Source organism: Paraburkholderia sp., assembly GCF_047605525.1.
Classification (GTDB): Bacteria; Pseudomonadota; Gammaproteobacteria; order Burkholderiales; family Burkholderiaceae; genus Paraburkholderia.
In genome coordinates this window covers 91,889-108,033 of sequence record NZ_JASGFN010000021.1, presented here as the reverse complement: position 1 = coordinate 108,033, position 16,145 = coordinate 91,889, and the positions used below count along the sequence as shown (strand labels likewise).

Sequence of the window (16,145 nt, the reverse complement as noted above, 5' to 3'; positions counted from 1 at the left end):
TTAATTGCGGTTGCCGCCGAAAATGCCGAGCAGCGCAAGCAGGTTGACGAACACGTTGTACAGATCCAGGTAGATCGCGAGCGTCGCGGTGATGTAGTTCGTCTCACCGCCGTTCACGACGCGCTGCACGTCGAACATGATGTACGCGGAGAAGATCACGATTGCCATGACCGAAACCGTGAGCATCAGCGCCGGCAGTTGCAGGAACACGTTTGCGACCGAGGCGAGCAGCAGCACGATCACGCCCATGAACAGCCACTTGCCGAGCCCCGAAAAATCGCGCTTGCTGACGGTGGCGATGGTCGCCATCGACGCGAAGATCACACCAGTGCCACCGAACGCGAGCATGATCAGCGACGGGCCATTGGAGAAGCCGAGCACGAACGCGAGGATGCGTGACAGCATCAGTCCCATGAAGAACGTGAAGCCGAGCAGCACGAACACGCCGGCGGCGCTGTCCTTGGTGCGCTGGATCGCGAACATGAAGCCGAAGGCGATCGCGAAGAACGCCAGCATGCTCATTGCCGGACTGGTGGCGGCGAACAGCGAAAAGCCGGTGGCGAGGCCGACCCAGGCGCCGAGCACGGTCGGAATCATGGACAGCGCGAGCAGCCAGTAGGTGTTCCGTAGCACGCGGTTGCGTGTTTCGGCCGTACTCACCGCACCGTTGCGGCCAAACATATACGGATGATCGTTCATGGTCTCTCCTTACCTCAGAAGCGTGTTTCGATGGTGATTCGGCAATTCATGGAGTGCCGGCAGGCGCCACATTTACTCCTAAGATTAGCGCGGCGACAAGGAGTTTCAATACCCTCGATTGCCTACAGAACCTACGCTACCAGTATTTCGGTTCTTTTGCGCGCATCCTTTCGATATTGTAAGGGTTCAATCGCAATCATACACCGGAACATGCTACAATTGCGGATTCATTTGAATCTGTAACCTCTTAATTTTTTGGAGTTTTTATGGCGATCGAACGCACCCTGTCGATTATCAAGCCGGACGCAGTGGCAAAGAACGTGATCGGCCAGATCTACAGCCGCTTCGAGAACGCTGGTCTGAAGATCGTGGCATCGCGCATGGTTCACCTGTCGCGTGCTGACGCCGAGAAGTTCTACGCCGTGCACGCAGCGCGTCCGTTCTTCAAGGACCTCGTCGAGTTCATGATTTCGGGTCCGGTGGTTGTGCAGGTGCTGGAAGGCGAAAACGCGATACTGAAGCACCGCGACCTGATGGGTGCGACGGATCCGAAGAAGGCGGACAAGGGCACGATCCGCGCCGACTTCGCCGACAGCATCGACGCCAACGCGGTTCACGGCTCGGACGCGGCGGAAACGGCCGCTGTCGAAATCGCGTTCTTCTTCCCGCAAGTCAACGTCTACTCGCGTTAAGCGCTTACCGCTGGCGCCGTGCATCGGCGTCGGACGGGTAACCGCCAGCCGCCCCCGCGCCACGCGTTTCATGCAGCCGAACTGTTTTATCGCACGAATCGTACGCGGGACCCGGCAAAGTAGTAAGGTAAAAGCAGCAGGAATGGGCGCGAACGGCATTGCGTTCATGCAGCTTGTTGCATGAACGTAGTCTCGCACTGAAATGGCAGGATTCGATATGACGAGCAGTCCCACCGTCAACCTTCTCGACCTCGACGCCCAAGGGCTCGTCGCCTACTGCGACAGCCTGGGCGAAAAGCCGTTTCGCGCCAAACAACTGCAGCGCTGGATTCATCAATACAACGCTGCCGACTTCGACGGCATGACCGATCTCGCGAAGTCCTTGCGCGAAAAGCTCAAGGGGCGCGCTTCGATCACGATGCCGGGCATCGTCAGCGACCATATTTCGACCGACGGCACACGCAAGTGGCTGATCGACGTCGGCAACGGCAACGCCGTTGAAACCGTGTATATCCCCGAAGAAACGCGCGGCACGCTATGCGTGTCGTCGCAGGCTGGGTGCGCGGTCAACTGCCGGTTCTGTTCGACCGGCAAGCAGGGGTTCTCCCGCAATCTCACTACAGGCGAAATCATCGGCCAGTTGCGCATGGCCGAATTTGCGCTGCGCGCGTCGCGCGGCGATGCGACCGGTCGTGCGATGGGCGGCGACGGCAAGGGCGAGCGCGTCGTCACGAACGTCGTCATGATGGGCATGGGCGAGCCACTGCTCAATTACGACGCGGTCGTGCCCGCCATGCGCCTGATGCTCGACGACAACGCGTACGGCCTGTCGCGCCGGCGCGTGACACTATCCACGTCGGGCGTCGTGCCGATGATGGACCGGCTCGGCGCGGATCTGCCGGTGGCGCTCGCGGTGTCGCTGCATGCGTCGAACGATGCGCTGCGCGACGTACTGGTGCCGCTGAACAGGAAGTATCCGTTGCGCGAACTGATGGCGGCATGCGAGCGCTATCTGAAGGTCGCGCCGCGCGATTTCATTACATTCGAATATTGCATGCTCGATGGCGTGAACGACAGAGAGGCGCATGCGCGCGAACTGCTGGCCGTCACGCGCGACGTTCCATGCAAGTTCAATCTGATTCCGTTCAATCCGTTCCCCGAATCGGGCCTCATCCGCTCGAAGCCGGAACAGATCAGGCGGTTTGCGCAGGTGTTGATCGACGCGGGCGTCGTCACCACGGTGCGCAAGACTCGCGGCGACGATATCGATGCTGCCTGCGGTCAGTTGGCCGGCGCGGTGAAAGACCGCACGCGCCTTGCTGAGCGCACCGGGAAGGCAGCGAAGGTGATTGAGCTTCGCGCGGTGTAATCGCGCGGGACGGCGGATGTCGGCGTTCGGCGGAAAGACTGGCGAGCGCGTGAAATTCGCTCATGCCACCGCGGATTGAAAAGAAAGTTTGCAGAATCGATCGGGAGCGGCACACAAAGCCGCACATTTTGTTATAAACGGTTTGCGATTCGGACCCGGGGCTCGAGCCCGTCCAGTTGCACGAGTAAAAAAGAATCGACGCGAAAGGATTTGGGATGAGTGAGCCGCAGCACCCGCAGCCGCACGAGACAGACACGAGCGAAGGCCATCCGGCACCCGTTGCGCGGGCGGTGGTCCAGCCTGTCGTGCAGCCGGCCCTCGATTCGCTCGCGGCGGCTGGTGCGCGTTTGACCCAATTGCGTGAATCGAAGGGCTGGACGATCGAAGACGTGTCGGCTCGTCTGAAGGTGTCGGTCGTCAAGCTGAGCGCACTCGAGGCGGGCGACATCAGTCATCTGCCCGATACGACTTTCGCGCTTGGCGTTGTGCGCAGCTACGCGAAGATGCTCGGCGCCGATCCGGCGCCGTTTACGGCGGCGCTGCGGCGCGAAAAGGGCGTGCCGGCGCCGAATCTGTCGATGCCGGCGTCCTCGGGCAAGGATCTGCCGCGTGGCAAGGTATCGCTGACGCTCGGCGATAGCGGGCATAAAAGCCGTTCATGGTTGTGGGGGATCGCGGCGATCATCGTCGCGGTCATCGCGCTCGGCATGTGGCGTACCAATGGTGGCGATTCGTCCGCGTGGCTCGCGCGTCTGAAGGCTAGCGCCGGTTCGGCGAGCAGCAGCGATACAGGCGCGTCGGGTGCAGTCGCGCAAGGCCCGGCGGCACAGGCGCAAGATGGCGCATCGGCGCCGGAAGCGGCGGCCACGGCGGACAACGCGGCGAGCGCGGACAATGCGGCATCCGTGTCGGCAACGCCGATGCCCACGCCGCTCACCACCGGCACGGCGCCGAATTCGGTGCCAGCAATGAGCGGAACAACGGCGGCATCGAAGGCGGGCTCGCAGGCGCAGGCGACGGTAGCTGGCGCGAGCGCACCGGTGGTTGTAGCAGGCGCGGCGCCGGCGGTCACTGCCGCGCCGGGCGAGACGATCGTCGCGCTGCGCGTGACGCAGGACAGTTGGTTCAGCGTGCGCGGCAAGGACGGCAAGGAACTGTTCTCCGGCCTCGTGCATGCGGGCGATACGAAGGAAGTGAGTGGCGAGGCGCCGTTCAGGGTCACGGTCGGTAACAAGGCCGGTCTCGAATCGCTGACGCTCGACGGTCAGCCGGTCGATCCGGCGAAATATGCGGCAGCCAGGGGGAATGTGGCGCGCTTCGCGCTGCCTTGACAGATACGGTACGCGCCGCGGCCAGCCGGTCCGCGGCGCTTTTTCAATTCAGGCGCTGCGTTTTTGCGTAGCGTGTGTGGCGTAAATGGGTTTTTCGATGCAATCCGAAGCTCAATCCCAATCCTGTAGCAAGATCGTTTCAGACGAGCCGGTGTTCGGCGGCCCCGCGATGCGGCGCAAGTCGCATGCGGTCAACGTCCGCTGGGGCGGCCAACTCGTGACCATCGGCGGCGACGCGCCGGTGCGTGTCCAGTCGATGACCAACACGGATACCGCGGACGCGATCGGTACCGCGATCCAGATCAAGGAACTGGCGCAGGCCGGCTCGGAACTGGTGCGCATTACCGTCAACACGCCGGAAGCGGCGGCGGCCGTGCCGGCTATCCGCGAGCAGCTCGACCGCATGGGCGTGTCGGTGCCGCTCGTGGGCGACTTCCATTACAACGGCCATCTGCTGCTGCGCGATTACCCCGGCTGCGCGGAGTCGCTGTCGAAGTACCGGATCAATCCGGGCAACGTCGGTCATGGCGCGAAGCGCGACACGCAGTTCGCGCAGATGATCGAGGCGGCGGTCCAGTACGACAAGCCGGTGCGCATCGGCGTCAACTGGGGCAGCCTCGACCAGGACCTGCTCGCGAAGATGATGGACGAAAACGCGTCGCGCGCGACACCGTGGGAAGCGCAAAGCGTGATGTACGAGGCGCTGATCCAGTCGGCGATCGGCTCGGCGGAGCGCGCGGTCGAACTCGGCCTCGGGCGCGACAAGATCATCCTGTCATGTAAGGTGAGCGGCGTGCAGGACTTGATCGCCGTATACCGCGAGCTCGCGCGCCGCTGCGATTTCGCGCTGCACCTGGGTCTCACCGAAGCGGGCATGGGCTCGAAGGGCATCGTCGCGTCGACCGCGGCGCTGTCGGTTCTGCTGCAGCAGGGCATCGGCGACACGATCCGTATTTCGCTGACGCCGGAACCGGGTGCGTCGCGTACCGGCGAAGTGATCGTCGGTCAGGAAATCCTGCAGACGATGGGGCTGCGCTCGTTCACGCCGATGGTCATCGCGTGCCCGGGCTGCGGCCGTACCACCAGCACGCTGTTCCAGGAACTCGCTTCGCAGATCCAGACGTATCTGCGCACCCAGATGCCGGTGTGGCGCGATCAGTATCCCGGTGTCGAGCAGATGCACGTCGCGGTGATGGGCTGCATCGTCAACGGACCGGGCGAATCGAAGCAGGCCAATATCGGCATCAGCCTGCCGGGTTCGGGCGAGAATCCGGCCGCGCCGGTGTTCATCGACGGCGAGAAGGTCAAGACGCTGCGCGGCGAAAACATTGCGCAAGAATTCCAGCAAATCGTGAGCGACTACGTCGAGCGCCGCTATGGCCGCGCCGACGCGCTCAACTAAACATCGGCTATCGAACCACAGATGACTGAACAGAAGAAAAAGCTCGAGAAGCTCTCCGGCGTGAAGGGCATGAACGACATCCTTCCGCAGGAAGCCGGGCTCTGGGAATTTTTCGAAACCACCGTCAAGTCGATGCTGCGCGCGTATGGATACCAGAACATCCGCACGCCAATCGTCGAGCATACGCAATTGTTCACGCGCGGTATCGGTGAAGTGACCGACATCGTCGAAAAAGAGATGTACAGCTTCACCGACGCATTGAACGGCGAAAACCTGACGATGCGCCCTGAGAACACGGCGGCGGTGGTACGTGCGTCGATCGAGCACAACATGCTGTACGACGGCCCGAAGCGCCTGTGGTACATCGGCCCGATGTTCCGTCACGAGCGTCCGCAACGCGGCCGTTATCGCCAGTTCCATCAGGTCGGCGTCGAGGCGCTCGGCTTCGCGGGTCCCGATGCGGACGCTGAAATCATCATGATGTGCCAGCGTCTGTGGGACGATCTTGGCCTTACTGGCATCAAGCTCGAAATCAATTCGCTGGGTCTTGCCGAAGAGCGCGCCGCGCATCGCGTCGAACTGATCGCGTACCTCGAAAAGTACAGGGACGTGCTGGACGAAGACGCAAAGCGCCGTCTCTACACGAATCCGCTGCGCGTGCTCGATACGAAGAATCCGGCGCTGCAGGAAATCGCCCAGAACGCACCGAAGCTGATCGACTTTCTCGGTGACGAATCGCGCGCGCATTTCGAAGGCTTACAGCGCATCCTGAAGGCGAACAACATCCCGTTCACGATCAATCCGCGGCTCGTGCGCGGTCTCGATTATTACAATCTGACCGTTTTCGAGTGGGTGACCGACAAGCTGGGCGCGCAGGGCACGGTCGCCGCGGGCGGCCGTTACGATCCGCTGATCGAGCAGCTCGGCGGCAAGCCGACGGCGGCATGCGGCTGGGCGATGGGCATCGAGCGGATTCTCGAACTGCTGAAGGAAGAGGATCTCGTGCCCGAGGCGGAAGGCTGCGACGTGTATGTGGTCCACCAGGGCGACGCCGCGCGCGAGCAGGCGTTCATCATCGCGGAGCGTCTGCGCGACACCGGCCTCGACGTGATCCTGCATTGCAGCGCGGACGGCCAGTCGGCGAGCTTCAAGTCGCAGATGAAGCGGGCCGACGCGAGCGGCGCCGCGTTCGCGGTGGTGCTCGGCGAAGACGAGATCGCCAACGGCACGGTCGGCGTGAAACCGCTGCGTGATACGCAGTCCAACGGCGGTAAGAACGAGCAACAGAACGTGGCCGCCGAAGACTTGACCGAATTTCTAATCAATGCGATGGTTGCAACCGCCGAAGACGGCGACGACTGATCGCGATGTCGTCGGGCCGGCTGGCTCGACACGCACATGTAGCAAGAAAGAGGAAATCGCCGGGCGATGAGTTACCACGACGAACAGGAATCGATTGAAAATCTGAAGGCATGGTGGAAGCAGTGGGGCAATGCGACCACGTGGATCGTGCTGGTAGTGCTGTTGGCGGGCGCCGGCTGGAATGGCTGGAATTTCTGGCAGCGGCGCCAGGCGGCGGAAGCCGCGGTGCTGTATGACCAGGTGCAGCAGGCCGTGGCATCCGGCGACAAGGCGCAGGTCACGCGCGTCGCCACCGACATGGAAGACAAGTTCGGCCGCACCGCTTACGCGCAGATGACCGCGCTCGGCGCCGCCAAGGCACTGTACGTCGCTGGCGACGAAGCCGGCGCGAAAGCGCAGTTGCAGTGGGCCATCGATCACGCGAAAGACAACGAGTTCAAGCAGATCGCGAAGCTGCGCATGGCGTCGCTGCTGCTCGACGACAAGGCTTACGACCAGGGGCTCGCGCTGCTTGCCGAGCCGCAATCCGATGCGTTCAAGGGCGTCGTGGCGGACCGGCGCGGCGACCTGCTCGCGGCCCAGGGCAAGCGCGACGATGCGCGCACGGCCTACAAGCTCGCGCTCGACTCCCTCTCGAAGAACGACACTTCCGCGCGCCAGTTGATCCAGTTCAAGCTGGATGCGCTCGGCGGCTGAGCGTCCCGCGCGGCGCGCCGCGAGCCATGACCGGAACACGGTCTCCTTTAATCAATTTCCTGAATGCTTCGTCCACCGATGAATCTGCTGAAACGTTACGCCGTGCCCGTTATCTGTGCGATGACCGTTGTCACGATGGCGGCTTGCTCATCCACGAAAGACGAGCGCCGTGTGCCGACGCCGCTCACCGAGTTCAAACCCGTGCTGGAGGTGCAGCAGTCCTGGTCGGCAAGCGTGGGCAAGGCGGGCCGCTATCTGTTCTCGCCGGTCGCGGTCGGCAATGCCGTGTTCGCGGCTGGCGCGAACGGCACGGTCGCCAAAATCGATGCGCAAACCGGCAAGGACGTCTGGCGCACCAAGCTGCATGACGACCTGTCGGCGGGCGTCGGCAGCGACGGCACGCTCACGGCGGTCGGCGGCCTGAAGGGCGACGTGTACGTGCTCGACGCGGACGGCAAGCAACTGTGGACGGCCAGGGCGCCGGGCGAAATCATCTCGCCGCCGCTCGTCGGCAACGGTCTCGTGGTGGTGCGCACGATCGACGGTCAGATCGTTGCGTTCAACGCGCAAACGGGCGAGCAGAAATGGAACTTCCGTAACCGCGCGGTACCGCTCAACCTGCGCGTGTCGTCGGGCATGACGTTCGCGGGCGACGCGGCGGTGCTGGCCGGCTTCCCGGGCGGCTCGTTCGCCGCGATCAATCTGCAGACGGGCGACGCCTACTGGCAGACGCCGGTGTCCTATCCGAAGGGCGTGACCGAAGTCGAGCGTATCAACGACGTAACCGGGCCGCCGACGCTGGTGGGTTCGCAAACGTGCGCGGTGACGTTCCAGGGGCAGATTGGCTGCTTCGACGCGAACTCGGGCCGTGCGCTGTGGAGCAAGGCATTCTCGAGCACGACCGGTCTCGCGCAGGATGAGCGCAGCGTGGTAGCCGCCGACGACTGGTCGGTCGTGTCCGCGTTCGATGCGAGCAACGGCTCGGTGCTGTGGAAGAACGAGTCGCTGAAGAGCCGCGACCTGAGCGTGCCGATGCTGCTCGGCCGCGCGGCCGTGTTCGGCGACTACCAGGGTTATGTGCACTTCCTGTCCACTTCCGACGGCGCGCTCGTCGCGCGCGTGAAGACCGACGGCAGCGCGATTACCGCGGCGCCCGTGCTGGCCGGCGACACGCTGGTCGTGCAGACGCGCGACGGCGGTCTGTTCGGCTATCGCCCGCGCTGATCGCGCGAGGCGTGCTGTCTGGCGCGCGGGCCGGTTCTGCCGGCCGCGCGCTTTTTAATTAAGGTTTGAATCGGCTCCTGAGCTGGCCTTTGAGCAAGTTTGCCGGCCGCGTGATCGCGCGGGCTCAATAGAAAAATCGCCGGACGGGCTGGTCCGGCAAGTCGGATTGGAGCTGCCCTGGCCGCCACGCAAGGCGGCCCGCGCGTTTCTTCGACGGCACAGGCAACCGCACGATCGAACGGACGTGCGAGCCGTCGGGCAGCAGAGTGTGAATCTGGCGAGTCCCTTTGGCGCCGCCTGCGCAGCCCACTCCCGTCCACCCGGATGAGTATATTGATTGCACCTCCGGAGCTGGCCGAATTCGTGATAATTTCGCCGGAATGCCGCCGCGTGGCGGCTACCTGGCGTCGCTACGCGAGCGATCGCTTCCGATCCCGCGTTTCACCGTGAACAACATCAGATGAAACCCGTTATTGCCCTCGTCGGGCGCCCCAATGTGGGGAAATCCACGCTGTTCAACCGCCTCACGCGTTCGCGTGACGCGCTGGTTGCCGACCTGCCCGGTCTCACGCGCGATCGCCATTACGGCGAGGGGCGCACCGGTGAGCGGCCGTATCTGGTCGTCGATACCGGCGGCTTCGAGCCGGTCGCGAAAGACGGCATCCTGCACGAGATGGCGCGGCAAACCCGCCAGGCGGTCGAAGAGTCGGACATCGTCGTGTTCATCGTCGACGGCCGCAACGGTCTCGCGCCGCAGGACAAGTCGATCGCGGACTATCTGCGCAAGGTCGGCCGGCCGATTTTCCTCGTCGTCAACAAGGCCGAAGGAATGCGCTATACGACGGTCGCCGCCGACTTCTACGAGCTCGGCCTCGGCGACCCCCGCGCGATTTCGGCCGCGCACGGCGACGGCGTCACCGAGATGATCAACGAGGCGCTCGAAGTCGCGTATGCCGGGCAGCCGGAGGAAAGCGACGAAGACAGGGAAGCGCGCGGCGTGAAGATCGCGATCGTCGGCCGGCCGAATGTCGGCAAGTCGACACTGATCAACGCGCTGGTCGGCGAGGAGCGCGTGATCGCGTTCGACATGCCGGGCACCACGCGCGACTCGATCTATGTCGATTTCGAACGTCAGGGCAAGCCGTACACGCTGATCGACACGGCCGGGCTGCGCCGCCGCGGCAAGGTGTTCGAGGCGATCGAGAAGTTCTCGGTGGTGAAGACGCTGCAGTCGATCTCGGATGCGAACGTCGTGATCCTGCTGCTCGACGCCCGTCAGGATATTTCGGACCAGGACGCGCACATCGCCGGCTTCGTCGTCGAGCAGGGCCGCGCGCTCGTGGTGGGCGTGAACAAGTGGGACGGTCTCGATCCACATGTGCGCGAGCGCACCAAGGCCAACCTCGAGCGCAAACTAAAATTTCTGGACTTCGCCAAGTTCCACTTCATTTCCGCCGCGGAAAAAACCGGAATCGGGCCACTGATGCGTTCGGTCGACGATGCCTACACGGCCGCGATGTCGAAGCTGCCGACGCCGAAGCTGACGCGCGCGTTGATCGAGGCGGTCGAATTCCAGCAGCCGCGCCGCCGTGGGCCGGTGCGGCCGAAACTGCGCTACGCGCACCAGGGCGGGCAGAATCCGCCGATTATCGTGATTCACGGCAATGCGCTCGATGCGATCACCGATACGTATAAGCGCTATCTGGAAAATCGCTTCCGGGAAACTTTCAAGCTGACAGGGACTCCATTGCGAATAGAGTTCAGATCGTCGACGAACCCTTACGCGGACAAAGGCTGAAATCTGGGTCGGCCCGCAGGCTGAAACCCGCGTGTGTGCTGGGTTTGAGCGCAAGGTCCGGGCCCGCGCGCAGAAATGAAAATCAGCTATAGTGTAGCGGTTGGCGGCGGATCTCTTTTTCTTCCCCGTCAATTCAGTCAACCTGCAAAAAAATACGGAGTTTGCTATGAGCAACAAAGGGCAATTGTTACAAGACCCGTTTTTGAACGCACTGCGTAAAGAGCATGTGCCGGTGTCGATCTATCTGGTCAACGGCATCAAGCTTCAAGGGAACATCGAATCGTTCGACCAGTACGTCGTGTTGCTCCGGAATACGGTCACCCAGATGGTCTACAAGCACGCTATTTCGACGGTCGTGCCGGCCCGCCCGGTGAATTTCCACCCGGATTCCGAACAGTCCTAACCCTCGTCGCGGCCGGCACGGTGTCGCCCGTCGGCGATCATTCCCGGCCGCGTCATTTTGATACCCTCCAATTTGATCAATGCAGCGCTAGTCGGCATCGATTTCGGCAAGATCGATTTCGAAGCCAGTCTCGACGAACTCAGCCTGCTCGCGCAAAGCGCGGGCGCGAATCCCGTAGTCACCCTCACCGGGCGCCGTTCCAGCCCCGACGCGAAGATGTTCGTCGGCAGTGGCAAGGCCGAAGAATTGCGCGTTGCGTGCGAAGCGAACGACATCGAACTCGTGATCTTCAATCACGCTCTCGCTCCGGCGCAGCAGCGTAATCTGGAGCAGGCGCTTAATCGGCGCGTGGTCGATCGCACCAGCCTCATCCTCGATATTTTTGCGCAACGCGCCCGCAGCCACGAAGGCAAGCTGCAGGTCGAACTCGCGCAGTTGCAATACCTGTCGACACGGCTGATCCGCGCATGGACCCACCTCGAACGTCAGAAGGGCGGTATCGGTTTGCGCGGTCCGGGCGAAACGCAGCTCGAAACCGACCGCCGGCTGATCGGCGAGCGCATCAAGGCGCTCAAGATCCGGCTCGACAGGCTGCGCCGCCAGCACGGCACGCAGCGCCGCGCGCGCAATCGCAACCAGACGATGTCGGTGTCCCTCGTCGGCTATACGAACGCCGGCAAATCGACGCTCTTCAATGCGCTCACCAAGGCGCAGGCCTATGCCGCCGATCAATTGTTCGCAACGCTCGACACCACCTCGCGGCGCGTCTATCTCGGCGACGAAGCGGGGCAGGTCGTGGTGTCCGACACGGTCGGCTTCATCCGCGAGCTGCCGCACCAGCTCGTCGCGGCATTTCGCGCGACGCTCGAGGAAACCATTCACGCGGACCTGCTGCTGCACGTCGTCGATGCGTCGAGCGCGGTGCGGCTCGATCAGATCGATCAGGTCAACGAGGTGTTGCGCGCGATCGGCGCGGACACGATCCGTCAGGTGCTCGTGTTCAACAAGATCGACGCGGTGCCTGAGTTGGCGGCCCGTGGGGGCGCGGTCGAGCGGGATGAGTATGGTAATATTTCGCGCGTCTTTTTGAGCGCTCGCACCGGCCAGGGGCTTGATGCGTTGCGCGCTGCCATCGCTGAAATCGCTACTGCCGAACCGCTTGCCGATATGCCGCTCGACCCGTCGGAACACGACCGTCTGGCCGAACCGCGCGATAACCACAAGATTCCAGAACTCGGGCACTGACCCGTTCCAATTGCACTGACCCGCTGTCTACTCTGGTGAACGAACACAGGTGAACGATTACAACGAGCGGAGTATCTGGCTGCGCATGCGCGCCTTGCTTGCACTGAACGATCCACGCTGGGGCCGGGGCGACGGCAATGGCGACCGGCAACGGCCGAACGACCCGAAGCGCCCGGGCCGCGACGGTGAAGGTCCGCCCGACCTCGACGAAATGTGGCGCGATTTCAACCGGCGTTTGAGCCGGATCTTCGGGCGCCGGGGCGGTGGTGTCGGCGGCGGCCGGCCGGACAACGGACGCGGCGCGCGCATCGGCGTAGGCATCGTGATCGGTGTACTGATCGCGATTTATCTCGGCAGCGGCGTGTTCGTCGTGCAGGACGGCCAGGCGGCCGTCGTGATGCAGTTCGGCAAGTATCGCTACACAGCGGAGCCGGGCGTGCACTGGCGCCTGCCGTATCCGTTCGAATCACACGAGTTCGTCAATCTCGGGCAGATCCATCAGATCGAGATCGGCCGCACCAACGTGGTGCGCCTCGCCAACGTGAAGGATTCGTCGATGCTCACGCACGACGGCGATATCGTCGACGTGCGTTTCGTGATTCAGTACCAGGTCCGCAAACCTACCGACTATCTTTTCCGTGGTGTCGATCCCGATCAGAGCGTGATGTATGCCGCGCAGGCGGCCGTGCGCGGCATCGTCGGCGCGCAGAGCACGAGCGAGGTTCTCGATCAGGATCATGAAACGCTGCGCCAGCAATTGATGGCATCGATCCAGCAATCGCTCGATCAGCATCAGTCAGGTCTCGCGGTGACGGGCGTGACGATCCAGAGCGTGCAGGTGCCTGAACAGGTGCAGTCCGCGTTCGACGAAGCCGCCAGGGTACACGACGAAAACGAGCGCGCGAAGCGCGATGCGCAGGCCTATGCGGCGGATCTGCTGCCGCGCGCGCAGGCCGATGTCGCGCGGCAGATCGAGGACGCGAAAACCTACAGCGAGAACACGGTGGCGCAGGCGCAGGCCGAGGCCGAACGCTTCAGGCAGGTCTATGCGCAATATTCGAAGGCGCCAGACGTGGTGCGCTTCCGCCTGTACATGGAAACCATGCAGCAGATCTATTCGAATGCGACGAAGGTGTTCGTCGATGCGAAGAACGGCAACAACGTGTTGTATCTGCCGCTAGACAGGCTGGTCGAGCAGAATCGCGAGCGGCAGGCCGCCGCGGCGGCTGCCGCTTCGGGCGCCGCCGCGAGCGCGCCGCAAGTGGAGAGCGCGGCCGTGCCGTCGGCCGCCTCGGCTGCCGATACCGGCGCCGCGGCCGGCGCGTCCGCCGAGGCCGCTTCCGGCCCCGCGGCTTCCGCGCCCACGCCGGCAAGCCGGCCGAGCGCCGCGTCGCTGCGCTCGCGCGAAGCCTTCCGCAATCGCATGCGCGAAGACGACGTTCAATAAGGAGCGCACGAATATGAACCGAATCATTGCGCTCGTCGTCGCCGTCATCATTCTCGTGTTCGCGGCATCGTCGATGGTATTCGTCGTCGATCAACGGCATATGGCCGTGTTGTCCGGGCGCGGCGATGCGGCGCCCACACTGCTCGGCCCCGGCCTGCACGTGAAGCTGCCGCCGCCGCTGCAAACGGTCACGCTCGTCGACAACCGTATCCAGTCTCTCGACGCGCCGGACGAAGATCATTTCGTCACGTCGGATAAAACCGATCTGCTCGTCAATCCGGTCATCAGGTTCCGCGTGACCGACCCGCTGAAGCTGCTCGCCGAAACGAAGGGCGACGTGCAGAGCCTGCCGGACCGGCTCGCGCTGCTGTCGCGCGGCGCGCTCGGCGATGCGCTCGGCAAGCTCACGCTGTCCGACGTGCTCGCGAAGCAGCAGGCCGTCGCCGAAGAGGCGCGTGGCGCGATGAACAACGGCGCGGTGTCGCTCGGCGTGTCGGTGGTGGACGTGCAACTCACGCGCGTCGATTTCCCGGCGGCGATGACCGATTCGGTGTTCAAGCGGATGATCGCCGCGCGCGAACAGATCGCGGCCGACGAACGCGCGAAGGGCGCGGCGCAAGCCGACCAGATCCGCGCGGACGCGCTCGCGAAGCAGCAGGCGGTGCTCGCCGACGGTCTCGCGCAGGCGCAGGGCATTCGCGGCGAAGGCGATGCGAAGGCCGCGGAAATTGCCGCCGAGGCGTTCGGCAAGGACCCGCAGTTCTACCAGTTTTATCAAAGCATGCAGGCGTACCGGAAGACCTTCAAACCGGGCGATCTGATCGTGGTCGACTCGAACAGCGAGTTCTTCCGCTTCATGCGTAGCCCGACCGGCGGCGCCGCCCCGGACGCTTCCGCGCCGACTCCGCGCAAACGCTGATTACCGAAGGCCGCGGCATCCGCATCGCGGCCGCTTCAACTCGCATGGACATAGCCGGTTCGTTATTGCTCGCGATCGCACTGATGCTGATTATCGAGGGAATGTTTCCCTTCGTTTTTCCGGGCGCCTGGCGCGATACGTTCCGTAAAATAGCGGAACGGCCGCCGCATCATATTCGCGTCGGCGGCCTCATCGTCATGCTGCTCGGGCTCGTCCTGCTGTTTATCGCGACCTGAAGGGCGGCTTCGTTGTCCGACGAAGCTGGCGAGCGTCCGCGCGAGTCGCCAAGGCACTGTCCGGGGCATCCGTACGACCCGCCAGAATCAAGCCGTCGCACGCCATTCACACTCATCATCGGCGCTTCACGACGCCGTGTTCAACGTTCAACGCCGTAGGACTGTATCGATGTCGACCTGGTTGCTTCCCGAGAATATTGCCGACGTGCTGCCGTCGGAGGCCCGCAAGATCGAAGAATTGCGGCGTCATTTGCTGGACCGTTTCCGCTCGTACGGCTACGAAATGGTGATGCCGCCGCTGCTCGAATACCTCGAGTCGCTGCTGACGGGCGGTGGCCACGATCTGAATCTGCGCACCTTCAAGCTCGTCGATCAGTTGTCGGGCCGCACGCTCGGCCTGCGCGCCGATATCACGCCGCAGGTCGCGCGCATCGATGCGCACCTGCTGAACCGCCAGGGCGTCACGCGTCTGTGCTACGCGGGCAATGTCGCGCATACGCGGCCGCGTGGCCTGCATGCGACCCGCGAGCAGATCCAGATCGGCGCTGAAATTTACGGTCACGCGGGCCTCGAAGCGGACCTCGAAATCCAGCAACTGATGCTCGACGCGCTGCGTCTCGCCGGTCTCGCGAAGGTGCGCCTCGACCTGTGCCACGCGGGCGTGCTCGCGGCGCTGATCGAAGCGGAGCCGCCCGCGCATGCGCTCGGCGAAGCGCTCTACGACGCGCTCGCGGGCAAGGACGTGCCGCGCCTCGTCGAAATGACCGCGCAGTTCTCGCCGGTGATTCGCGACGCGCTGCGCGCGCTGCCCACACTCTACGGCGATGCCGCGGTACTCGAGGAAGCGCGCGCGCGCCTGCCGAACTCGCCGGCCATCGCCCGCGCGCTCGACGATCTCGCGTTCCTCGCGAGCCAGGTCGACGGCGCCGAAGTGATGATCGATCTCGCGGATCTGCGCGGCTATGCGTACCACAGCGGCGTGATGTTCTCCGCCTACGTGGATGGCGTGCCGAACGCGGTTGCGCGCGGCGGCCGTTATGACCACGTCGGCCAGGCGTACGGACGGGCGCGCGCGGCAACCGGTTTTTCGCTCGATCTGCGCGAGGTCGCGCGCATTTCGCCGATCGAAGCGCGCAGCAGCGCGATTCTCGCGCCATGGCGCCACGACGAAGCGTTGCGCGTCGCGGTCGCCGCGTTGCGCGATGCGGGCGAAGTGGTGATCCAGGCGCTGCCCGGCCACAAGCACGATCTCGATGAATTCGCGTTCGACCGCGTGCTGGTCGAGCGCAACGGCGCGTGGGTGGTCGAACCGCGCGCCTGAG

Annotated in this window: 15 protein-coding genes; 14 read left to right on the top strand and 1 reads right to left on the bottom strand. The window is 63.8% G+C overall.

Annotated features, from left to right (window positions below):
• The gene (locus QM685_RS26845; protein ID WP_415121130.1) at positions 1–699 is read right to left on the bottom strand and encodes a Bax inhibitor-1/YccA family protein; all 699 of its coding nucleotides are present in this window, start codon (positions 697–699) and stop codon (positions 1–3) included.
• Positions 700–965: 266 nt separating this feature from the next.
• Here QM685_RS26845 and ndk point away from each other — a divergent pair, with 266 nt between their 5' ends.
• The 14 genes from ndk to QM685_RS26775 all read left to right on the top strand — a co-directional run bounded on the left by ndk (position 966) and on the right by QM685_RS26775 (position 16,144).
• On the top strand, positions 966–1,391 hold the full coding sequence (gene ndk / locus QM685_RS26840) for a nucleoside-diphosphate kinase (protein ID WP_415121128.1): 426 nt from the start codon (positions 966–968) through the stop codon (positions 1,389–1,391).
• Positions 1,392–1,608: 217 nt separating this feature from the next.
• Complete coding sequence (gene rlmN, locus QM685_RS26835) at positions 1,609–2,760, top strand: 23S rRNA (adenine(2503)-C(2))-methyltransferase RlmN (protein ID WP_415121126.1); 1,152 nt, start codon at positions 1,609–1,611, stop codon at positions 2,758–2,760.
• Positions 2,761–2,975: 215 nt separating this feature from the next.
• A complete protein-coding gene (locus QM685_RS26830) occupies positions 2,976–4,091 on the top strand; it encodes a helix-turn-helix domain-containing protein (RefSeq protein ID WP_415121124.1) in 1,116 nt (371 codons plus the stop codon).
• A gap of 85 nt (positions 4,092–4,176) precedes the next feature.
• Positions 4,177–5,493 (top strand): flavodoxin-dependent (E)-4-hydroxy-3-methylbut-2-enyl-diphosphate synthase, encoded by a 1,317-nt coding sequence (gene ispG / locus QM685_RS26825; protein ID WP_415121122.1) that lies wholly within the window; start codon positions 4,177–4,179, stop codon positions 5,491–5,493.
• 21 nt (positions 5,494–5,514) lie between these two features.
• The gene (hisS, locus tag QM685_RS26820) at positions 5,515–6,855 is read left to right on the top strand and encodes a histidine--tRNA ligase (RefSeq protein WP_415121120.1); all 1,341 of its coding nucleotides are present in this window, start codon (positions 5,515–5,517) and stop codon (positions 6,853–6,855) included.
• A gap of 66 nt (positions 6,856–6,921) precedes the next feature.
• On the top strand, positions 6,922–7,551 hold the full coding sequence (locus tag QM685_RS26815) for a YfgM family protein (RefSeq protein WP_415121118.1): 630 nt from the start codon (positions 6,922–6,924) through the stop codon (positions 7,549–7,551).
• Positions 7,552–7,629: 78 nt separating this feature from the next.
• Complete coding sequence (bamB, locus tag QM685_RS26810; RefSeq protein WP_415121116.1) at positions 7,630–8,775, top strand: outer membrane protein assembly factor BamB; 1,146 nt, start codon at positions 7,630–7,632, stop codon at positions 8,773–8,775.
• Positions 8,776–9,235: 460 nt separating this feature from the next.
• A complete protein-coding gene (gene der / locus QM685_RS26805) occupies positions 9,236–10,573 on the top strand; it encodes a ribosome biogenesis GTPase Der (protein WP_415121114.1) in 1,338 nt (445 codons plus the stop codon).
• Positions 10,574–10,739: 166 nt separating this feature from the next.
• Positions 10,740–10,976 (top strand): RNA chaperone Hfq, encoded by a 237-nt coding sequence (gene hfq, locus QM685_RS26800; RefSeq protein ID WP_006051315.1) that lies wholly within the window; start codon positions 10,740–10,742, stop codon positions 10,974–10,976.
• Between the two features lie 57 nt (positions 10,977–11,033).
• Entirely contained in the window at positions 11,034–12,221 is a 1,188-nt protein-coding gene (gene hflX, locus QM685_RS26795; RefSeq protein ID WP_415121109.1) for a GTPase HflX, read from the top strand.
• Positions 12,222–12,270: 49 nt separating this feature from the next.
• Positions 12,271–13,668 carry an FtsH protease activity modulator HflK gene (hflK, locus tag QM685_RS26790; RefSeq protein ID WP_415121107.1) on the top strand — a complete coding sequence of 466 codons (1,398 nt, stop codon included), beginning with the start codon at positions 12,271–12,273 and terminating at the stop codon, positions 13,666–13,668.
• Positions 13,669–13,681: 13 nt separating this feature from the next.
• Positions 13,682–14,587, top strand: coding sequence for a protease modulator HflC (gene hflC, locus QM685_RS26785; protein WP_415121105.1), 906 nt, complete (start codon positions 13,682–13,684; stop codon positions 14,585–14,587).
• A 44-nt stretch (positions 14,588–14,631) separates the two neighbouring features.
• Positions 14,632–14,823 carry a DUF2065 domain-containing protein gene (locus QM685_RS26780; protein ID WP_415121103.1) on the top strand — a complete coding sequence of 64 codons (192 nt, stop codon included), beginning with the start codon at positions 14,632–14,634 and terminating at the stop codon, positions 14,821–14,823.
• 169 nt (positions 14,824–14,992) lie between these two features.
• Positions 14,993–16,144, top strand: coding sequence for an ATP phosphoribosyltransferase regulatory subunit (locus QM685_RS26775; protein WP_415121101.1), 1,152 nt, complete (start codon positions 14,993–14,995; stop codon positions 16,142–16,144).
• Position 16,145 lies beyond the last annotated feature (1 nt).